Source organism: Streptomyces sp. DH41 (assembly GCF_029813785.1).
Lineage (GTDB): Bacteria > Actinomycetota > Actinomycetes > Streptomycetales > Streptomycetaceae > Streptomyces.
The window spans coordinates 86,626-107,117 of the sequence record NZ_JARVKY010000018.1 but is presented as its reverse complement, the minus strand read 5'-3'; the positions used below and the strand labels follow the sequence as shown (position 1 = coordinate 107,117).

At 71.9% G+C, this 20,492-nt stretch carries 14 protein-coding genes and 1 tRNA gene; 1 reads left to right on the top strand and 14 read right to left on the bottom strand.

What is annotated here, in order from left to right; translation table 11 throughout:
- Positions 1 to 58 precede the first annotated feature (58 nt).
- The 11 genes from QC283_RS26660 to bldG all read right to left on the bottom strand — a co-directional run bounded on the left by QC283_RS26660 (position 59) and on the right by bldG (position 16,704).
- Positions 59 to 132 (bottom strand) — tRNA-Thr (locus QC283_RS26660).
- A gap of 118 nt (positions 133 to 250) precedes the next feature.
- Positions 251 to 1,867: an alpha/beta hydrolase gene (locus tag QC283_RS26655; RefSeq protein WP_279564230.1), complete on the bottom strand. Its 1,617-nt coding sequence runs from the start codon at positions 1,865 to 1,867 to the stop codon at positions 251 to 253.
- 106 nt (positions 1,868 to 1,973) lie between these two features.
- Positions 1,974 to 3,179, bottom strand: coding sequence for a DNA polymerase III subunit delta' (locus tag QC283_RS26650; RefSeq protein WP_279564229.1), 1,206 nt, complete (start codon positions 3,177 to 3,179; stop codon positions 1,974 to 1,976).
- Between the two features lie 163 nt (positions 3,180 to 3,342).
- Positions 3,343 to 6,747 carry a dTMP kinase gene (tmk, locus tag QC283_RS26645; RefSeq protein ID WP_279564228.1) on the bottom strand — a complete coding sequence of 1,135 codons (3,405 nt, stop codon included), beginning with the start codon at positions 6,745 to 6,747 and terminating at the stop codon, positions 3,343 to 3,345.
- Positions 6,748 to 6,916: 169 nt separating this feature from the next.
- Positions 6,917 to 9,769, bottom strand: coding sequence for a type I DNA topoisomerase (gene topA / locus QC283_RS26640; RefSeq protein WP_279564227.1), 2,853 nt, complete (start codon positions 9,767 to 9,769; stop codon positions 6,917 to 6,919).
- A gap of 270 nt (positions 9,770 to 10,039) precedes the next feature.
- Positions 10,040 to 10,237: a hypothetical protein gene (locus tag QC283_RS26635; protein WP_279564226.1), complete on the bottom strand. Its 198-nt coding sequence runs from the start codon at positions 10,235 to 10,237 to the stop codon at positions 10,040 to 10,042.
- A gap of 370 nt (positions 10,238 to 10,607) precedes the next feature.
- Positions 10,608 to 12,125, bottom strand: coding sequence for a class I SAM-dependent methyltransferase (locus QC283_RS26630; RefSeq protein ID WP_279564225.1), 1,518 nt, complete (start codon positions 12,123 to 12,125; stop codon positions 10,608 to 10,610).
- A gap of 142 nt (positions 12,126 to 12,267) precedes the next feature.
- Positions 12,268 to 12,858 (bottom strand): small secreted protein, encoded by a 591-nt coding sequence (locus QC283_RS26625; protein ID WP_279564224.1) that lies wholly within the window; start codon positions 12,856 to 12,858, stop codon positions 12,268 to 12,270.
- Positions 12,859 to 13,064: 206 nt separating this feature from the next.
- Entirely contained in the window at positions 13,065 to 15,470 is a 2,406-nt protein-coding gene (locus tag QC283_RS26620; RefSeq protein ID WP_279564223.1) for a sodium-translocating pyrophosphatase, read from the bottom strand.
- A 358-nt stretch (positions 15,471 to 15,828) separates the two neighbouring features.
- Positions 15,829 to 16,257, bottom strand: coding sequence for an ATP-binding protein (locus QC283_RS26615; RefSeq protein ID WP_279564222.1), 429 nt, complete (start codon positions 16,255 to 16,257; stop codon positions 15,829 to 15,831).
- 105 nt (positions 16,258 to 16,362) lie between these two features.
- Positions 16,363 to 16,704: an anti-sigma factor antagonist BldG gene (bldG, locus tag QC283_RS26610; protein WP_003975386.1), complete on the bottom strand. Its 342-nt coding sequence runs from the start codon at positions 16,702 to 16,704 to the stop codon at positions 16,363 to 16,365.
- Positions 16,705 to 16,787: 83 nt separating this feature from the next.
- Here bldG and QC283_RS26605 point away from each other — a divergent pair, with 83 nt between their 5' ends.
- On the top strand, positions 16,788 to 19,274 hold the full coding sequence (locus QC283_RS26605) for a DEAD/DEAH box helicase (RefSeq protein WP_279564221.1): 2,487 nt from the start codon (positions 16,788 to 16,790) through the stop codon (positions 19,272 to 19,274).
- Here the strand turns inward: QC283_RS26605 and QC283_RS26600 are convergent.
- From QC283_RS26600 to QC283_RS26590, 3 genes are all read right to left on the bottom strand, one after another.
- Positions 19,207 to 19,608, bottom strand: coding sequence for an Rv3654c family TadE-like protein (locus tag QC283_RS26600; RefSeq protein ID WP_279564220.1), 402 nt, complete (start codon positions 19,606 to 19,608; stop codon positions 19,207 to 19,209). The two genes, QC283_RS26605 and QC283_RS26600, sit on opposite strands and share 68 nt — an antisense overlap.
- Before the next feature lie 191 nt (positions 19,609 to 19,799).
- A complete protein-coding gene (locus tag QC283_RS26595; protein ID WP_279564219.1) occupies positions 19,800 to 20,249 on the bottom strand; it encodes a TadE family type IV pilus minor pilin in 450 nt (149 codons plus the stop codon).
- Entirely contained in the window at positions 20,236 to 20,484 is a 249-nt protein-coding gene (locus QC283_RS26590; protein ID WP_398012220.1) for a DUF4244 domain-containing protein, read from the bottom strand. Before QC283_RS26590 ends, QC283_RS26595 begins: the two co-directional genes overlap by 14 nt.
- Between the last annotated feature and the right edge of the window lie 8 nt (positions 20,485 to 20,492).

The following is a 20,492-nucleotide window of genomic DNA, read 5'->3' as shown; positions in this document are numbered from 1 at the left end:
CAAGGTCATCCCCAACAGGAAACCCCAGGTCAGAAGCCTGACCTGGGGTTCACCGTTGAGCCGCCTTCGGGATTCGAACCCGAGACCTACGCATTACGAGTGCGTTGCTCTGGCCATCTGAGCTAAGGCGGCGCGCTGCGGACCTATGGTGCGATCAGCAACGTCGGTAAGTCTACACAGTTTCCCGGGGTGCTTCGTAACCGCCCCGGAGGCCGGGGTTCCGGGGCGGCCCGGGGCGGTCCCGGGTCGGCTACGAGCAGCGTTTGCCGTCTTCCGGCGGAGTGCCGCGCAGCAGGTACGCGTTGATCGCGGAGTCGACGCAGGCGCTGCCGCGGCCGTAGGCGGTGTGGCCGTCGCCCTCGTAGGTGAGGAGGCGGCCGGAGGAGAGCTGGCCGGCCAGGGCCTCGGCCCAGCGGTACGGGGTGGCCGGGTCGCGGGTGGTGCCGACCACGACGATCGGAGTGGCGCCGGCCGCCTCGATGCGGTGCGGCTCGCCCGTGGGCTTCACCGGCCAGTACGCGCAGTTCAGGGAGGACCAGGCGAGGCCCTCGCCGAAGACCGGGGACGCCTTCTCGAAGTCGGGGAGGGCATCGCGCACCTCGTCCGGCGAGGAGAAGGCCGCGGGGAGGTCGAGGCAGTTCACGGCGGCGTTGGCGAACATCAGGTTGCTGTAGCCGCCGTCGGCCTCGCGCTCGTAGTAGCTGTCGGACAGGACCAGCAGGCCGGCGCCGTCGTTCTCCTTCATCGCCGAGGTCAGGGACTCACGCAGCTGCGGCCAGGCGGCCTCGTCGTACATCGCCGCGATCACGCCGGTGGTGGCGAGGGATTCGGTGAGCTCGCGGCCGTCGGCGTCACCGGTGGGGACGGGCCCCGCGTCCAGGTCGTCGAAGAAGGCCTTGAGGTTCTTGCCGGCCCGTTCGGGGGTGGTTCCCTTACCGCCGAGGGGGCAGTCGGGCTGCCGCACACAGTCCTTGGCGAAGGACTGGAACGCCGTCTCGAAGCCCGCCGTCTGCTCCAGGTTCAGCCGGCGCGCGGGCAGGGACGGGTCCATCGCTCCGTCCAGGACCAGGCGGCCCGCCCGGTCGGGGAACAGGCCGGCGTACGTCGCGCCGAGGAAGGTGCCGTACGAGGCTCCGACGTAGTTCAGCTTCTCGTCGCCCAGCACCGCCCGCAGTACGTCCATGTCCCGGGCCGCCTCGACGGTCGACACGTGCCGCAGCAGCTTCGGCGCGTCCGCTCCGCAGCCCTCCGCGAACCCCTTGTACGCGTCGACCAGCTCGGCCGCCTCCCCCTCGTCGTCCGGGGTGACGTCCGTGCGCGTGTACGCGTCCATCTCGCGTCCGTCGAGGCACTCGACGGGCTCGCTGCGGGCCACGCCCCGCGGATCGACCGCCACCATGTCGTACTGGGCGCGGACCTCCTTCGGGTAGCCGATGCCGGCGTACTGCTGGAGGTAGCCGATCGCCGAACCGCCCGGTCCGCCCGGGTTCACCAGCAGCGAGCCGAGCCTCTTGCCCGGGCCGGTGGCCTTCTTGCGGGCCACGGCGAGCCGGACGTCTCCCTCGGCCGGCTTCGCGTAGTCGAGCGGGGCCTTCATGGTGGCGCACTGGAAGCCGGGGACGCCGCAGTCGCGCCAGCTCAGCTTCTGCTCGTAATACGGCGTCAGCGCGGAGGGCGTGGCTTGCGGCAGCGCGGCCAGGGTCGCCTTCGCCGCCTCCGTCGAGCCGGCCGCCTCCGCCGCCGAACCGGCGGACGTCGACGCGCCCCCGGCCGAGCAGGCGGTGGCGAGCAGCGCGGCGGCCAGCAGCGTGGCTCCGGTACGGGTCCTGCCGATGCGGGTCCTGCGGTGGGTGCGCCTTGTGTGCATTGAGCGAGCGTAACTCTCGGCGACAACATCGTCGCAGTGCGTGCTCTGCGTGCCTCGTAAGAGTTACGTCGTCAACCGCGGACGCGGACGCCGGCGCCCGGGCGGGTCAGCCCTCTCTCAGCGCCATCGTCATCGCCTCCACCGCGAGCAGCGGCGGCACATTGCGGTCGAGGGCCTCCCCGCAGGCCGCGATGGCCTCGATACGGCGCAGGGTGGACTCCGGTGTGCCGGCGCGGGCGAGACGCTCCAGGGCGTCCTCCGCGTCGGCGTTGGCGATCGCCACGCGGGACCCGAGCTGGAGGGCCAGGACATCGCGGTAGAAGGCGGTGAGGTCGGTCAGCGCGAGGTTGAGGCTGTTGCGTTGGGTGCGTCTGCTGCGACGCTTCTGGTTGTCCTCGAGTTCCTTGATCACGCCTGCCGTGCCGCGCGGCAGCCGGCCGCCCTGGGCCGCGCCCAGGGCGGCCTTCAGTTCCTCGGTCTCCTTGCTGTCCATCTCCTCGGCGAGCTGCTTGGCGTCCTCCGCCGCGGCGTCGACCAGTTCCTGGGCGGCCTTGAGGGCGCTGCCGACGTCCTCGACGCGCAGCGGCAGTTTCAGCACGGCGACCCGGCGCTCGCGGGCGGCCGGGTCGGTGGCCAGGCGGCGGGCACGGTCGACGTGACCCTGGGTGGCCCGGGCCACGCCGGCGGCGACGTCCGGCTCGATGCCCTCGCGCCGGACGAGCATGTCGGCGACGGCACCGACCGACGGCGTGCGCAGGTTCAGGTGGCGGCAGCGGGAGCGGATCGTGGGCAGGACGTCCTCGACGGACGGGGCGCACAGCAGCCAGACCGTACGCGGGGCGGGCTCCTCGACGGCCTTGAGGACGGCGTTGGCGGACTTCTCGTTCAGCCGCTCGGCGTCCTCGACGAGGATGATCTGCCAGCGGCCGTTCGCGGGTGAGGTGAACGACTTGCGGACCGTGTCGCGCATGTCGTCCACGAGGATCTGCGCGCCCACGGCGACCACCGTGCTGACGTCCGCGTGAGTGCCGATGAGCGCCGTGTGGCATCCGTCGCAGAAGCCGCAGCCGGGGACGCCGCCGAGGGCACGGTCGGGGCTCACGCACTGCAGCGCGGCGGCGAAGGCCCGCGCCGTCTGCGTCACTCCCGCGCCGGGCGGGCCGGTGAACAGCCAGGCGTGGGTCATGCTCGACGTCTCGGGGAGCGGGCCGTCGGCCGCGGCGGCGGTGACGAAGGCGTCGGCGTCCCGGGCAGCGGCGGCGAGCTGCTCGCTCACCTTCTCCTGCCCGACGAGGTCGTCCCACACGGTCATGGGTCACACCGTCCTTCCGTCACACTCCGCCACACTGCTCCGCGCCGCGTCCTCCATTGTGCGGGGCGGCACTGACAACGGGCCCCGGGCCGCCCCGTGGGCCCGGCGGACATCGGGCCCGGGCCCCGTGGGACACCTGGGCCCGGGTGGGCGGCCCGGCCGGTCAGCGCCGGCCCCGGCCCTTCCCCCGGCGGCCTTCGTCGTCACCACGACCATCACCACGACCGTCGCCGCGGCCGTCGCCCCGCCTGTCACGCCGGATGCCGCTCCGGCCGCCTCCGTCACGCTCGCCGTCGCGCGGGCCGAGCAGCTCGTCAGCGAGCGTCGGCAGGTCGTCCAGCGGTGTCTCCTCGGCCCAGTCCGGGCGCGGCCTGCGGGGCGGTGCCTGGTCCGGGTCGATCCGCGGCAGCTCGCGCGTGCGGTCCTGGGGTTCCCCGGACCGGTCGGTACGAGTGGCCGGTCCGTCCTCGCGGAAGTAACCGGGCGGCACCCGGTCGGCGGGGTCGTCCTCGCGTACGGGGGGCAGGACCGCCGTCTCGTCGGCGGCCCGGGGCTCCACCGCGGGCAGCACCGCCGTCTCGTCCGCCGCACCGGGCGGCACCGGCGGCATGGGCAGCTCGGTCGTCACCTCGGACTCGGACTCGGGCTCGAATTCGGGCTCGGGCTCATGTCCGAAGTCGCGTCCGGAGGCTCCCGGTGCCCCGGGTGCCCGGCCGTCGTCGCCGCGCCCGCCCCGGGCGTCGTCCTCGGCGCCACCCCGGTCGTCACGGGAGTCGGCCGAGTCCCGCACCGGCCGCAGTACCGCCGTGTCCTCCACCGGCCCGCCCGAGGCGTTCGTCGGGGTCACGACCGGCGTCGGCACGGTCATCGCGTCCGAGGGGTGCGAGGCGGCCGGAGCGGGCGGCACCGGACGGGGCGCGTCCGCCGCGGGAGGTGCCGTCGGCTTCGGGCCCGCCGCGGCCGCTGCCGCCGCCTGCTCCGCCGCCCGGCGGGCCTCCTCGGCCCGCATCAGGGCCTCCTCGGCCTTGCGCTGCTTCTCCAGGCGACGGGCCTCGGCCTCGGCCCGCAGCCGCTCCTCCTCCTCGGCCTGCTTGCGGCGTCGCTCCTCCTCGGCCCGCAGCCGGGCCTCCTCCTCGGCGCGCGCCTTCTCCTCCGCCAGGAGCCGTGCCCGCTCCTCCTCGGCCTTCCGGCGGGCCTCCTCGGCCCGCTGCCGGGCCTCCTCCGCCTGCCGTTCGGCCTCGCGCCGCTGCGCCTCCTCCAGCTCGCGCCGCTTGCGCTCCTCCTCCTCGGCGCGCAGCCGCTCGAGCTGTTCGAGGCGCTCGCGCTCCAGGCGCTCCTCCTCGGCCTTGCGCGCGGCCTCCTCCTCGGCCTTGCGGCGCGCCTCCTCCTCGGCCTTGCGGCGCGCCTCCTCCTGGGCCTTGATCTCGGCCTCGGACAGCGGCAGCACCTGGTCGAGCCGGTGGCGTACGACGGTGGTGACGGCCTCGGGCTCCTGGCCCGCGTCCACGACGAGGTAACGCCCGGGGTCGGCCGCGGCAAGGGTCAGGAAACCGGAGCGCACGCGCGCGTGGAACTCGGCGGGCTCCGACTCGAGCCGGTCGGGCGCCTCGGTGAACCGCTCGCGCGCGGTCTCCGGCGGGACGTCCAGCAGGACGGTCAGATGCGGTACGAGCCCGTCGGTCGCCCAGCGGTTGATGCGGGCGATCTCGGTCGGCGACAGATCACGGCCGGCGCCCTGGTAGGCCACCGAGGAGTCGATGTACCGGTCGGAGATGACCACGGCGCCCCGCTCCAGCGCCGGCCGGACCACGGTGTCGACGTGCTCCGCGCGGTCGGCGGCGTACAGCAGCGCCTCCGCGCGGTGCGACAGACCGGCACTCGACACGTCCAGCAGGATCGACCGCAGGCGCTTGCCCACCGGTGTCGCCCCCGGCTCGCGCGTCAGCACGACCTCGTGGCCCTTGCCCCTGATCCACTCGGCGAGGGCCTCGGCCTGGGTGGACTTCCCCGCGCCGTCGCCGCCCTCCAGGGCGATGAAGAAACCGTTCGACACGGGCGTCGGCACCGGGTCGTCGCCGCCGAGCAGCGCGTCCCGCAGATCGTGCCGCAGAGGGACTCCGGAGCGGTCGTCGACCTTGGCCAGCACCAGCGCGGCCACCGGCAGCAGCAGCGCGCCGACCAGCATCAGGATGAACGCGGCGCCACCGTGCGCGAAGACGAACCTGCCGTTCTCCAGCCGGTGCGGTCCGATCGACGCCGCCATCACGGGCGCGACGACCGCGCCGAGCGCCACGTACACGCGGACGACCGCGTGCAGGTGCTCCGTCGTCCGCGCCCGGCGGTGTTCCTCGGTCTCCTGGTCGAGCAGCGCGTGCCCGGTGTTGGCGGTCACGCCCGCGCCGACGCCGGCCAGCGTGAGGAGCAGCAGCACGGTGGTGTCGTCCGGTACGAGCCCGGCGGCCAGCAGGGCGACGCCGACGACGGCGATCGCCAGGGCCAGCAGCCGCCGGCGCGACAGGGACGGCAGCAGGGCGGGGGCCGTACGGATACCGACGACGACACCGCCGGTCAGCGCGCCCACCATCAGCCCGTACAGCACGGGGCCGCCACCCAGGTCCTTGGCGTGCAGCACCGCCACGGCGACCACGGCGGACACCACGGCGGCGACCGCCGCACAGGCGAGCACCAGCAGGGGAAGGACTCCGGTGCGGCCCTTGTCGACGCCGGTGCCGCTCTTGGGGCGGCGCATGCCCTCCAGCGGCGACCGCGCGCGCGGGGTGCGGACGCCGGGCAGCTCCAGGAAGGACACCACGGACAGGGACGCGGCGAACAGCCCGGCGGCGACGTAGGAGCCGAGCGCCGCCTGGTGCTCGGCGAACCAGTCGATGCCGGCGCCCAGCAGGTTGTTCAGCAGTCCCGCGACGACCAGCACGGCGCCGGCGAGGGGGATCGCCACGAAGCCCGTACGCAGTGACAGGCGGCGCAGCGCGTCCATGTGGTCCGGCAGCGGTCGTACCGTCGCGCCCTCCAGCGGCGGCGCGGGCAGCAGCGCGGGGGCCGCGCTCTCCCGGCACACCGTCCAGAAGCGCTCGGCGACGCCGGTGACGAAGGCGGTCACCAGGAGGACGGCGAGCGCGTCGTCCGGCGTCCAGTCGATCCACAGCGGAGCGACGATCAGCAGCGCGGCCCGCAGTCCGTCGGCGCCGACCATGGTCCAGCGCCGGTCGAGCGGACCGTCCGGTGAGGTGAGTGAGGTGAGGGGTCCGAGCAGGACCGCGCCGAAGAGCAGCGTCGCCAGGATGCGCACGCCGAAAACGGTCGCCACTGCGAACGCCACGCCCCGGTAGCCCCCGCCGAAAGAGCCCGCGCCGATCGCGGCCTGGACGGCGAGGAGGACCAGCACCAGGAGGGCGAGGATGTCGCCGACACCCCCTACGAGCTGTGCGCTCCACAACCGCCTCAACTGCGGGCGGCGCAGCAGGGCGCGGACGGCGCGCTCGCGGGAGTCCGCGACCAGGGCGTCGTCCGGGGCGGGGTGAGTGGCCGTTGGCTGCTCGGCTCGCGTCATGCGTTCAGCCTATCTGCCGTCGCCGACAGTCCGGCGTGTCCGGCCGAACGTACGCACGCCCCGACATCGAAATGATGCCGGGGCGTTCGTTTCGCGAAGAGCGCGTGGAGGGCGTGGCGCGCTTGGCGTGCCTGGAGGGCCGACGGGCTCAGCGGCTGCTGAGCCGGGCTCAGTCCTCCAACGTCTCCGACGCGGTGGCCTTCTTGGCGGCTGTCTTGGTGGCCGTCTTCTTCGCCGTGGTCTTGGCCGTGGTCTTCTTCGCGGCCGTCGTCTTCGCCGCCGCCGTCTTCTTGGCCGCGGTCTTCTTCGCCGTCGCCTTCTTGGCCGGGGCCTTCTTGGCGGCGGACTTCTTGGCCGTCTTCTTGGCGGGCCCCTTGGCGCGCTTCTCGGCGAGCAGCTCGTAGCCGCGCTCCGGCGTGATCTCCTCGACGCTGTCGCCGGAGCGCAGGGTCGCGTTGGTCTCGCCGTCGGTGACGTACGCGCCGAAGCGGCCGTCCTTGACCACGACCGGCTTCTCGCTGACCGGGTCGGTGCCCAGCTCCTTCAGCGGCGGCTTGGCCGCGGCCCGGCCACGCTGCTTGGGCTGGGCGTAGATCGCCAGCGCCTCCTCCAGCGTGATCGTGAAGAGCTGCTCCTCCGCCTGGAGGGACCGCGAGTCCGTGCCCTTCTTCAGGTACGGGCCGTAGCGGCCGTTCTGCGCGGTGATCTCGACGCCCTCCGCGTCGGCGCCGACGACACGCGGCAGCGACATGAGCTTGAGGGCGTCGTCCAGGGTGACCGTGTCCAGCGCCATCGACTTGAACAGCGAGGCCGTACGCGGCTTCACGGCGTTCTTGCCGGTCTTCGGCGTGCCCTCGGGGAGCACCTCGGTGACGTAGGGCCCGTAGCGGCCGTCCTTGGCGACGATGGCGTGGCCGGTGGCCGGGTCGGTGCCCAGCTCGAAGTCGCCGCTCGGCTTGGCGAGCAGTTCCTCCGCCAGTTCGACGGAGAGCTCGTCCGGCGCCAGGTCCTCGGGGACGTCGGCGCGCTGGTGGTTCTCGGAGTCCTTCTCGCCACGCTCGATGTACGGGCCGTAGCGCCCGACGCGCAGCACGATGTCGTTGCCGACGGGGAAGGACGACACCTCGCGCGCGTCGATCGCGCCGAGGTCGGTCACGAGTTCCTTGAGGCCGCCGAGGTGGTCCCCGTCGCCGTTGCCGGCGTCGGCCGCGCCGCCGTTGCCTGTGCCCTCACCGAAGTAGAAGCGGCGCAGCCACGGCACCGCCTGGGCCTCGCCGCGGGCGATGGCGTCGAGGTCGCCCTCCATCTCGGCGGTGAAGCCGTAGTCGACGAGCCGCCCGAAGTGCTTCTCCAGGAGGTTGACGACGGCGAAGGAAAGGAAGGACGGGACGAGTGCCGTGCCCTTCTTGAAAACGTAGCCGCGGTCCAGGATCGTGCCGATGATCGACGCGTACGTCGACGGGCGGCCGATCTCGCGCTCTTCCAGCTCCTTGACCAGCGACGCCTCGGTGTAGCGGGCCGGGGGCTTGGTGGCGTGGCCGTCGACCGTGATCTCGTCGGCCGTCAGCGCGTCGCCCTGGGCGACCTGCGGCAGCCGGCGCTCGCGGTCGTCCAGCTCGGCGTTCGGGTCGTCGGCGCCTTCGACGTAGGCCTTCAGGAAGCCGTGGAAGGTGATCGTCTTGCCGGACGCGCTGAACTCGACGTCCCGCCCGTCGGAGGCGGCGCCGCCGATCTTCACGGTGACGCTGTTGCCGGTCGCGTCCTTCATCTGGGAGGCGACGGTCCGCTTCCAGATGAGCTCGTAGAGCCTGAACTGGTCGCCGGTCAGCCCGGTCTCGGCGGGCGTACGGAAGCGGTCGCCCGAGGGGCGGATCGCCTCGTGCGCCTCCTGCGCGTTCTTGACCTTGCCGGCGTACGTCCTCGGCTGTGCGGGGAGGTAGTCGGCGCCGTACAGCTGAGTGACCTGGGCGCGGGCGGCGTTGATCGCCGTGTCGCTCAGGGTCGTCGAGTCCGTACGCATGTAGGTGATGTAGCCGTTCTCGTACAGCTTCTGGGCGATCTGCATGGTCGCCTTGGCGCCGAAGCCGAGCTTCCTCGAAGCTTCCTGCTGCAGCGTCGTCGTACGGAACGGGGCGTACGGCGAGCGGCGGTACGGCTTGGACTCCACGGAGCGGACCGCGAAGCGCGTGTCCTCCAGGGCGGCGGCGAGCCCGCGGGCGTTCGCCTCGTCGAGGTGGAGGGTGTTCGCGCTCTTGATCTGGCCCAGGGAATCGAAGTCACGGCCTTGCGCGACGCGCCGGCCGTCGACGGTCTGCAGGCGGGCGACCAGCATCGACGGGTCGGAGGCGTCACCGGCGCGGCCGGTCGCGAAGGTGCCCGTCAGGTCCCAGTACTCGGCGGAACGGAACGCCATGCGCTCACGCTCCCGCTCCACCACCAGGCGCGTGGCGACGGACTGGACGCGGCCGGCCGAGAGCTTCGGCATGACCTTCTTCCAGAGGACCGGCGAGACCTCGTAGCCGTAGAGGCGGTCGAGGATGCGGCGGGTCTCCTGGGCGTCCACGAGCTTCTGGTTGAGCTCGCGCGGGTTGGCGACGGCGGCGCGGATCGCGTCCTTGGTGATCTCGTGGAACACCATGCGCTTGACGGGGATCTTCGGCTTGAGGACTTCCTGAAGGTGCCAGGCGATGGCCTCGCCCTCGCGGTCCTCATCGGTGGCGAGGAAGAGCTCGTCGGAGTCCTTCAGCAGGTCCTTGAGTTTCCTGACCTGCGCCTTCTTGTCAGCGTTGACCACATAGATCGGCTGGAAGTCGTGTTCGACGTCCACACCGAGGCGGCGGACCTCACCGGTGTACTTCTCGGGCACCTCCGCGGCGCCGCTGGGAAGGTCGCGGATGTGCCCGACGCTCGCCTCGACGACGTAGCCAGGGCCGAGATAGCCCTTGATCGTCTTCGCCTTGGCAGGCGACTCGACGATGACGAGTCGGCGGCCGCCGTTCGCGGTCTCGCTGGTCGGGGACAACTTCGCTCTTCTCTCCGGTCGACGCTGGGCCTCCCCAGGCCGTGTTCCCGGGGTCGGGGTCGTGCTGCGTTTCGGTCGTGACGCTGCGGAGTGTGACGGTACCTCCCGCCCCCGTGTCAAACGGGAAAAGCCCGCAACGGCCACTCGAACGGTAACCCGACGAACCCTGTTCCTGCCGCCCGGAGTGTTTACGGGCCCTGCTGTGTGTATCCGGAGCGCGATCCCCCGATTACTCGGGCGGTGGTGCGGCCGGGGGCCGGAACCGGCCTCTCACACGTGCGTCAGGCACCATGCCCCGAGGGCGAGAGCGACCACCGCGGCGACGCTCGCGAAGGTCGCCGATGCGACGGGGCTCACACCGTGCGCGACCGGCCGGCCGTGCCGGACCCGCGTCGCGGTCCATACCAGCAGACCGGCCCCGAACAGGGCGAACACCATTCCCGCGAAGATCGCCGGCCCGCTCTCCATGGTCCCCGTGCCCCTTTTCTCCAGCTTGTGCGTGTCCAGCCTTCGGGAGGCTGTCACGCGACGGCGGCGGACAGGCGAACCCGAGGTGAACGGCGAGCCGACGGCCCCCGCACGTGGCCGGTTCTGCGCCAGAACCGCGCTTTTCCCTACGTCGCCGGGGCGCCAGGGATCGACCGACCCGTACGGCGACGGGTCGGTGGCGGGGGCATGGGGCGACGGGGCCGGGGCCTCGGCCAAGGCCGCCGGGCCGGGGCCTGGGACGTGCGGCGGGCAGGGACCGGGGACGCACGGCGCGGGTGCCGGGTACGGCGGGACGGGTGCCGGGTGCGGCGGCGCGGGTGCCGGGTACGGCGGGGCCGCCGCCGTGGCTCTACGCCGGTTCGAGGAACCCCTGCTCCACCAGCAGCCGGATCTGCGCGGGCGTACGGTCGCGCAGCGCCACCGGGTCCTCGCCCACCAGCTGGGCGATGGCGTCCAGGATGCGGCCGGCGCTCATGGTGCCGTCGCAGACGCCGGCGAAACCGGCGCCGACGGTGTCGACCCGGGTGGCCCGGCGCATGCCGCGGTTCTGGCGCAGGACGACGTGCTCCGGGTCCTCGGCGCCGGGCAGCCCGACCTGCTCCTGGACGACCTCACCGGCCAGCGTGAAGTGCGCTTCGAGCAGGGCCGCGTCGTCGTGGGCCCGCAGATAGTCGACGCGGTCGAAGTGCGCGCGCACGGTGTCGCCGAGCGGCTGCTCGATCGGGTGCGGCCACTCCTCGGCGGTGATCGAGGGCTCGGCGGCACCGGTCCGGCGGAGCGTGATCCAGCCGAAGCCGACGGCCTTGACCTTGCGCGCCTCGAACTCGTCCAGCCACGCGTCGTAGTGCGCCTGGTACTCGGCCGCGTCGCCGCGGTGATCGCCCGCGTCCCTGAGCCACAGCTCCGCGTACTGCGTGACGTCCTGCACCTCCCGCTGCACGATCCAGGCGTCGCAGCCGCGCGGCACCCAGGAGCGCAGCCGGTCCGTCCAGTCCTCCCCCTCCACGTGCTGCCAGTTGGCGAGGAAGTGCGCGAACCCGCCCTCGTTCAGGCGCTCCCCCGTCTGCTGAACGAGCGAGCGGCACAGATCGTCCCCGCCCATACCGCCGTCGCGGTAGGTGAGGCGGGCGCCCGGTGAGATCACGAACGGCGGGTTGGAGACGATCAGGTCGTACGTCTCGTCGTCGTCGACCGGCTCGTAGAGCGAACCCTCGCGCAGATCGGCGGCCGGGGCCCCGGACAGGGCGAGCGTGAGCGCGGTGATGTGCAGTGCGCGCGGGTTGACGTCGGTCGCCGTCACGCGCGTGGCGTGCGCGGCGGCGTGCAGCGCCTGGATGCCGGAGCCGGTGCCGAGGTCGAGGGCGGCGGAGACGGGCGTACGGACGGTGAGGCCCGCGAGGGTCGTGGAGGCGCCGCCGACGCCGAGGACGACGCCCTGGGCGTGGTTGCCGATGCCACCGGCGCCGCCGACCGCGCAGCCCAGGTCGGAGACGATGAACCAGTCCTCGCCCCCGGGCCCGCCGTACGGCCGTACGTCCACGGTGGCCGCCACCTCGTCGTCACCCGCCCGGACGAGCCACCCGCTCTCCAGGCACGCGTCGACGGGCAGTACGTCCGCCACACGCGCGTGGCGGGCGGGTTGCTGGAGAAGGAACAGCCGTACGAGCAGTTCCAGCGGCGTGTCGCCGCGGGTGGCCCGGAGCGCGGGCACGGTCTCGCTGCGCGAGAGCGCCGCGTAGGCGGGGGCGCCGAGCAGCTCCAGCAGTCCGTCGGCGGTGAAGGAGGCCCCGAGCAGGGCGTCCCGCAGCCGGGCTGCGACGTCGGGGTGGTCGGCGGAGGGCAGGGGGGACAGGCTGGCGTTACTCACTCCCCCATTGTGGCCCCGCGGCCCGCACCTCGCTGTGGTCCCGCGCCCCGTTGTGGCGCCGTGGCCCGCACCCCGTTGACGCCGCCGCGGTTCGCCCCTCTCCGTGGTCCTGCGCCCGCGCCCCGTGCCCGCGCGGCCGAGGTCAGCCGGCGGCGGCCGAAGGCGTCACCGAGGCCGACTTGCAGCTGGCCTGCTTGGCCATCGCCTGGCCGACGTCGCCCTCCTCGAGGGTCTTCAGCGCGTCGCTGCCGCTCTGGCTGAGTTTGTTCAGCTCGGTGGCGATGTCCTTGAGGCCGTCGGCGAACTTCGCCTGGTCCTTGGTGTCGAGCTCCTCCACCTGCTTCCGCAGGGAGGCGTACGACGAGGAGAGGCTGTTGAGTTCGGTGACCGCGTCCTTCTGCTTCTTCTCGCCGTCCTCGACGTCCGGCGCCCCGGCCTTCTGGACGGCGCCGCCCATCGCCTTGTAGGCGTCGGACATGTCCTGGAACGCCTTGGCGTCGGTCTTCTGGACCTCTTCCGGGGTGCTGTTGTCCGAGGTCTCCTTCTGGATCGCCGCGTTGGCCGCCTCGATCTTCTTGGCCTGCGGCTGCACTCCGTCGCAGACCTCCTTCGCCCAGGAGTCCAGCTTGTCGTTGTCGTCGTCGCTGCTGCATCCCGTCAGCGCCAGTACCAGTACCGCACCGCCGGACAGTGCGGCCGCGAGCTTCTTGTTCACCGGATTGGTCCCTTCCATGGCTCTCGGCCCCGGAACATACACGCCGGATGGGGGACATCCGCAGGACGAACATCCGTTAGGACCGTATTGAAGCCATTTGCACCAAGAGAGATAAGGCTCACGATGAAGGGCGCGCGCACGCACGAGACGGGCGTACGACGCGTCAATACGCGCCGTACGCCCGCCTTTTGACCTGCGCCTCCTGCGAGGCTCGGTGCTCGGGTCTACGAAACCACCGCCGGATCCGCCGACTTGGGCTCCTGGTCGGTGTCACCCTCGTCACCCATGACGATCCTGCGCCGCTTGGACACGTAGACCGCTGCGGCGATGACGGCGAGCGCGACGAGGGCGATCCCCACCCGTACGCCGATGCTCTCGTCGGCACCGTAGGAGAACTTGATGATCGCCGGAGCGATGAGCAGCGCCACCAGGTTCATGACCTTCAGCAGGGGGTTGATCGCCGGACCCGCGGTGTCCTTGAACGGGTCGCCGACCGTGTCGCCGATGACGGTGGCGGCGTGGGCCTCGCTGCCCTTGCCGCCGTGGTGACCGTCCTCGACGAGCTTCTTGGCGTTGTCCCAGGCGCCACCGGAGTTGGCGAGGAACACCGCCATCAGGGTGCCCGCGCCGATCGCGCCCGCCAGGAACGCGCCGAGCGCGCCCACGCCGAGCGTGAACCCGATGAAGATGGGCGCCATCACGGCGAGCAGCCCGGGCGTGGCGAGTTCCCGCAGGGCGTCCCTGGTACAGATGTCGACGACCTTGCCGTACTCCGGTTTCTCGGTGTAGTCCATGATCCCTGGGCGCTCCCGGAACTGCCGCCGCACCTCGTAGACCACCGCGCCCGCCGACCGCGACACGGCGTTGATCGCCAGCCCCGAGAAGAGGAAGACGACCGCCGCGCCCGCGATGAGGCCGACCAGGTTGTTGGGCTGCGAGATGTCCATCATGAGGGTCATCGGCGCGCCCTCGCCGCTGAGTTTCTCGCCCACGTCCGCGGCGCCGGTGGTGATGGCGTCGCGGTACGACCCGAACAGGGCCGCCGCCGCGAGGACGGCGGTGGCGATGGCGATGCCCTTGGTGATGGCCTTGGTGGTGTTGCCGACCGCGTCCAGGTCGGTGAGCACCTGGGCGCCGGCGCCCTCCACGTCGCCGGACATCTCGGCGATGCCCTGCGCGTTGTCGGAGACCGGCCCGAAGGTGTCCATGGCGACGATCACACCGACCGTGGTGAGCAGTCCGGTGCCGGCCAGCGCCACCGCGAACAGCGCCAGCATGATCGACGCACCGCCGAGCAGGAAGGCCCCGTAGACGCCGAGGCCGATCAACAGGGCGGTGTAGACGGCGGATTCGAGGCCGAGCGAGATACCGGCGAGGACGACGGTCGCGGGGCCCGTGAGCGAGGACTTGCCGATGTCCTTGACGGGACGCCGGGTGGTCTCGGTGAAGTAGCCGGTGAGCTGCTGGATCAGGGCGGCCAGCACGATGCCGATCGCCACCGCGACGAGTGCGAGGACCCGCGGGTCGCCGTCCCGGCCGGCGATCGCCGCGTCGGTGACACCGTCCAGCTCGGAGTACTTCCCGGGCAGGTAGACGAAGACGGCCACCGCCACCAGCACCAGCGAGATCACCGCGGAGATGAAGAAACCCCGGTTGATCGCGCTCATGCCGCTTCGGTCGGACCGCCTGGGCGCCACCGCGAAGATGCCGATCATGGCCGTGACCACGCCGATCGCCGGCACCAGCAGCGGGAACGCCAGCCCGGAGTCCCCGAAGGCCACCTTGCCGAGGATCAGCGCGGCCACCAGGGTCACGGCGTAGGACTCGAAGAGGTCGGCCGCCATGCCCGCGCAGTCGCCGACGTTGTCGCCCACGTTGTCGGCGATGGTCGCGGCATTGCGCGGATCGTCCTCCGGAATGCCCTTCTCGACCTTGCCGACCAGGTCGGCGCCGACGTCGGCGGCCTTGGTGAAGATGCCGCCGCCGACCCGCATGAACATCGCGATCAGCGCGGCACCGAGGCCGAAACCCTCCAGGACCTTCGGCGCGTCGGCCGCGTACACCAGCACCACGCAGCAGGCGCCCAGCAGGCCGAGCCCCACCGTGAACATGCCGACCACGCCGCCCGTGCGGAATGCGATCTTCGTAGCTTTGTGCGAGACGAGAGTGAGATCCTTTTCGGGTTCACCCGGAGCCGGTGTCGCTTCCCGCGCCGCCGCGGCGACGCGCACATTGCTGCGCACGGCGAGCCACATGCCGATATAGCCGGTGGCCGCCGAGAACACCGCGCCGATCAGGAAGAAGATCGACCGTCCGGCCCGCTGATTCCAGTCGTCGGCGGGCAGCAGCATGAGCAGGAAGAACACTATGACGGCGAATACGCCAAGCGTGCGAAGCTGCCTGGCCAGATAGGCGTTGGCGCCTTCCTGAACGGCCGCCGCGATCTTCTTCATGCTGTCGGTTCCCTCGCCCGCCGCGAGCACCTGGCGCACCAGGACGCCCGCGAGCACCAGCGCGGCCAGCGCGACGACCGCGATGACCGCGACCAGGACGCGGTTCGAGTCGGTCAGCACGGCGGCTGCGACAGTCGAGGTGTCGCCCAACTGATGAGGGGTGGAAAGCTCCGCCATTCGTCCTCCTTGACGCTTGGGCTGAGCTCAAGATGTGGACGGGATTGTAGGTACCGGAACCTGATCAAAACAGTGCACGACAAAAAGAATTGACCTGTCAACCCAAAGGACCCAGAAGTAGTAATGCCCTTCCGGCATTAATGGCGATCACAGGTGCCCGCATTGTCGTGATCCATTTTCTCGCGCGAATCTGCTCGTGAATGAATTCACCTGCCGCTCGCACGGCACCACTGTATGCGCGGACCGCGTACCTCGCCTTCCGCACATGACGAAGGGCCCTACGAGGTAGGGCCCTTCGGGTGACTCGGGTGTGACTTTCGTGGGGCCTGCCTGAGGCCTCGGGTGACCGAGGTGGGTGTCAGACCGGCGGCAGCACCGCCGGCGCGGTCGGCCAGGTCATGCGGATCAGTCCGCCGTCCTCGCCGGCCGTGACCTCCACGTCGTCGACGAGCCCGCTGATGACAGCGAGACCCATCTCGTCCTCCTCGGCCTCCACGTCGTCGACGGCGCCCGGGTTTCCGGCCCCGGGTACCGCGTGCGGCGCCTCGTCGCCGACCTCGATGGAGAACTGCTTCTCCTCCTCGATCAGCGACACCTTGACCGGCGCCGTGATGCCGACGTGCTGATGCAGACCCACAGCCCGGGTGCAGGCCTCGCCGACGGCGAGCCTGACCTCGTCGAGGACGGCCTCGTCCACTCCGGCCCTGCGTGCCACCGCCGCCGCCACCAGACGGGCGGTGCGGACATGCTCGGGCAGCGCGCTGAAGCGGAGTTCGACGGTGGCCATGCATCCCCCTCGGAACTACGGGCGTGCTTTCGAGGGTCCGGGCCGCCGACAGCCCGGACCTCGCTTGTTCTTGTGGTCCCGGGCCCAGGAGCCCGGGACCGGTCGTCAGTCGGTGGCCGCCACCGCTTCCTCGACCGAGGTGTGAATGGGGAACACCTTGGTGAGGCCGGTGATACGGAAGATCTTGAGAATGCGCTCCTGGTTGCAGACCAGGCGCAGCGAGCCCTCATGGGCACGCACCCGCTTCAGTCCGCCGACCAGCACGCCGAGCCCGGTGGAGTCGAGGAAGTCCACGCCCTCCATGTCGACGACGAGGTGGAAACTCCCGTCGTTCACGAGCTCGACCAGCTGCTCTCGCAGCTTGGGCGCGGTGTATACGTCAATTTCGCCACCGACCTCGACGACCGTACGATCGCCGACGGTACGGGTCGACAGGGACAGGTCCACGGATCCTCCAGCACCTTGCTATCGAGCGGGTCGCCCTTCGGGACACCTCGGCTTGAAGCCCCCAGGACGGTTCGCCAGCCGCGATGGCATTCAATCACTTACCGGCAGGCGTGCACGACGCCTTGGTCCCATTGTCCGTCACGCCAGTGACAGACTCGGTGCCGATGGCCAAGAATCACCGATCCGATCGATCCCCGGCGGAGCCCGGCTCCCGGCCGGATCCGGGCATGGTCCTGGACCGGCTCGCCGCGGGACCGAACCGGGCTACGCGCATCACTCATACGGAGCACTTGCCCCCGCGTGCGGGCCGTCATGCCGTCTGGCCGGACCGGATTCGGCCGGAGGTCGTCGCGGCGGTGCGGGCCGCGGGTATCGAACACCCCTGGGCCCACCAGGCACGCGTGGCCGAGCACGCCCTGGACGGCGACTCGGTGGTCGTCGCCACCGGCACCGCGTCCGGCAAGTCCCTGGCCTACCTGGTGCCGGTGCTGTCGACGCTGCTGGACGGCTCCGAAGCCCCCAACGGACGGGGCGCCACCGCCCTCTACCTGGCGCCGACCAAGGCACTCGCCGCCGATCAGTGCCGGTCCGTGAAGGAACTTTCACAACCCTTGGGCACATCAGTGCGGACCGCGGTGTACGACGGCGACACGCCGTTCGAAGAACGCGAGTGGATCCGCCAGTACGGCACCTACGTCCTGACCAATCCGGACATGCTGCACCGCGGCATCCTGCCGTCCCACCCCCGCTGGTCCTCCTTCCTGAAATCCCTGAAGTACGTCGTCGTCGACGAGTGCCACACCTACCGCGGCGTCTTCGGCTCCCATGTCGCCCAAGTGCTGCGGAGATTGCGCCGACTGTGTGCGCGCTACGGCGCGTCGCCCGTGTTCCTGCTCGCCTCCGCCACCTCCGCCGAGCCCTCGGTCGCGGCCCGCCGGCTCACCGGCCTGCCGGTGGTCGAGGTCGCCGACGACGCCTCACCGCGTGGTGAACTGGTGTTCGCCCTGTGGGAACCGCCGTTGACCGAGCTGGAGGGCGAGAAGGGCGCGCCGGTCCGCCGCACGGCCACCGCCGAGGCCGCCGACCTGCTCACCGACCTCACCGTGCAGGGCATGCGTTCGATCACCTTCGTACGCTCCCGGCGCGGCGCCGAGCTGATCTCGGTGATCGCCCAGGAACGTCTGGCCGAGGTCGACCGCTCGCTGGCCCGGCGCGTGGCGGCGTACCGCGGCGGCTACCTCCCCGAGGAGCGCCGCGCCCTGGAACGCGCCCTGCACTCTGGTGAACTCCTCGGCCTCGCGGCGACGAACGCCCTCGAACTCGGCCTCGACATCTCGGGCCTGGACGCCGTGGTGATCGCCGGCTACCCGGGAACCCGTGCCTCGCTGTGGCAGCAGGCGGGCCGGGCGGGGCGCTCCGGGCAGGGGGCCCTCGCGGTGCTGGTCGCCCGCGACGATCCACTGGACACCTTCCTCGTCCACCACCCCGAGGCCCTGTTCGACCAACCGGTGGAATCCACGGTCCTCGACCCCGACAATCCCTACGTCCTCGCTCCCCACCTGTGCGCGGCGGCGGCCGAGCTCCCCCTGACCGAGGAGGACCTGCTCCTCTTCGGCCCGGCCTGCGAGGAACTGCTCCCCCAGCTCGAGGAGGCCAGGCTGCTGCGCCGCCGGACCCGCGCCTGGCACTGGACGCGCCGGGAACGGGCCGCCGACCTGACCGACATCCGCGGGGAGGGCGGACGGCCGGTCCAGGTCGTCGAGGCCGGGACGGGCCGGCTGCTGGGCACGGTCGACGCCGGCGCCTCCCACACGACGGTCCACGAGGGCGCCGTGCACCTTCATCAGGGCCGCACGTATCTCGTCCGCACCCTGGACCTGGAGGACTCCGTCGCGCTGGTCGAGCAGGCCACCCCGTCGTACTCCACGGTCGCCCGCGACACGACGGCGATCTCGGTCCTCGAGACCGACACCGAGGTCCCCTGGGGTGACGGACGCCTGTGCTACGGCTCCGTCGAGGTCACCAACCAAGTGGTCTCCTTCCTGCGCCGGCGACTCATCACCGGTGAGGTCCTGGGCGAGACGAAACTCGACCTCCCTCCCCGGACACTGCGCACGCGCGCGGTGTGGTGGACGGTCACCGAGGACCAACTGGACGCGGCCCGGATCAACCCGGAGATCCTCGGCGGGGCCCTGCACGCCGCCGAGCACGCCTCGATCGGCATGCTGCCCCTGTTCGCGACGTGCGACCGCTGGGACATCGGCGGCGTGTCGGTCCCCCTGCACCCGGACACGCTGCTGCCGACGGTCTTCGTGTACGACGGCCATCCGGGCGGCGCGGGCTTCGCCGAGCGCGCCTTCCACACCGCCGTCGACTGGCTCACGGCCACCCGGGAGGCCATCGCCTCCTGCGAGTGCGACGCCGGCTGCCCGTCCTGCATCCAGTCCCCCAAGTGCGGCAACGGCAACGAGCCACTGCACAAGCGGGGGGCCGTACGGCTGCTCACGGTGCTGCTGCGCGGGGCGGCGGGGGCGGAGGCGGCGGGCCGGGGTGCGGCGGTAGGTCCGTAGCCTGATCCGGCGCCACCTGGTTCGGTGGTGCGCCCGTTGCGGGGCCCGCTCTTGCCCGGACCTCCGCCGCGAACGGCCCCCGGCCCGAGGCCGCCGTCACGTCCGATACCTGACCGGTGAGCACGCACCGCACCAGCCGCGTCCCCTGGGCCCGCGCGATCCGGTCCGCCCGGGCACACGCCACCGCGCCGCCCCGTGCCCAGTGGTCCGCCGCCGCGAGCGCCGCCAGATCGGCTCCACCGGCCGCACGATGCCGGGCCACGACGGCCTGCCCCAGGGCCAGCACGATGCCGAACACCACGCACAGAACGGCGATGGCACCGACGCTCCACACCGTGGCGGACCCTTGGTCGGATCTGGGGCCGGGACCGAGACGGAGTCCGGAACCGGGGCCGGGGCCGGGACCGGAACCGGGGCCGGGACCGGGACCGGAACCGGGGCCGGGACCGGAACCGAGGCCGGGACCGAGGCCGGAACCGGAACCGGGACTCCGGTCGATCACCGTCCCGAGCCGGACACGGCCTCTCATGACCCCACCCCCACCGTCTGCTCCACCGAAGCCACGGCCTCCTCCCGTACTTCGAAGGGCAACCCGTGCAGCGCCGGTGGCTCGGCCACCACGGTCACTCGGACCCGGCCCTCCTCCCGGCCGACCGTGACCCGCGCCCCGCGCGGTGCCGCCTCTCTGGCGACCTCGACGACGGCGTCGGCCGGATCCTGCCGGGCCGCCGCGCGGGCGCCCGCCCGGGCCGCGTCCACGCACTGGATCTGAGCGGCCACCACGAGCAGCCCGCACACCAGCGCCATCGCGAACACCACCAGCACCGGCAGCACCACGGCCGTCTCCGCCGTCACGAATCCGTTGTCGGAGCCGCTGCCGTAGCGGTCGCCTGAACGGCGGCCGGAGCCACTGTCACGGTGGATGCCGGATTCTCCGCGGAACCTCGTCCCGGCTGCCCGCTCACATCCGCGCATCGAGCGCCTGCTTCACGATGCCCTGCAGCTCCGCGCTGACCGCGCCGCTCGTCACCACCTTGTAGAGCACCACGGCGAACGCCACCGCGGCGACGATTCCCATCGCGTACTCGGAGGTCACCATTCCCGCGTCCCGCCGCGCCGTACGCACCACTCCGCCCACCCAAGCACTCAGTCGCGCCCGTACTGCCCGATACGTCTGGTACATCACAACCCCCGTAAGGTCCGTTCCCATTGCTCACT

Coding starts and splice junctions, on each gene's coding strand:
- QC283_RS26620 (WP_279564223.1), bottom strand. CDS start 15,470: ATGGCGGAGCTTTCCACCCCTCATCAGTTGGGCGACACCTCGACTGTC.
- QC283_RS26625 (WP_279564224.1), bottom strand. CDS start 12,858: ATGGAAGGGACCAATCCGGTGAACAAGAAGCTCGCGGCCGCACTGTCC.
- QC283_RS26595 (WP_279564219.1), bottom strand. CDS start 20,249: ATGCGCGGATGTGAGCGGGCAGCCGGGACGAGGTTCCGCGGAGAATCC.
- QC283_RS26590 (WP_398012220.1), bottom strand. CDS start 20,484: ATGGGAACGGACCTTACGGGGGTTGTGATGTACCAGACGTATCGGGCA.
- QC283_RS26635 (WP_279564226.1), bottom strand. CDS start 10,237: ATGGAGAGCGGGCCGGCGATCTTCGCGGGAATGGTGTTCGCCCTGTTC.
- QC283_RS26655 (WP_279564230.1), bottom strand. CDS start 1,867: ATGCACACAAGGCGCACCCACCGCAGGACCCGCATCGGCAGGACCCGT.
- QC283_RS26650 (WP_279564229.1), bottom strand. CDS start 3,179: ATGACCGTGTGGGACGACCTCGTCGGGCAGGAGAAGGTGAGCGAGCAG.
- tmk (WP_279564228.1), bottom strand. CDS start 6,747: ATGACGCGAGCCGAGCAGCCAACGGCCACTCACCCCGCCCCGGACGAC.
- QC283_RS26605 (WP_279564221.1), top strand. CDS start 16,788: ATGGCATTCAATCACTTACCGGCAGGCGTGCACGACGCCTTGGTCCCA.
- QC283_RS26615 (WP_279564222.1), bottom strand. CDS start 16,257: ATGGCCACCGTCGAACTCCGCTTCAGCGCGCTGCCCGAGCATGTCCGC.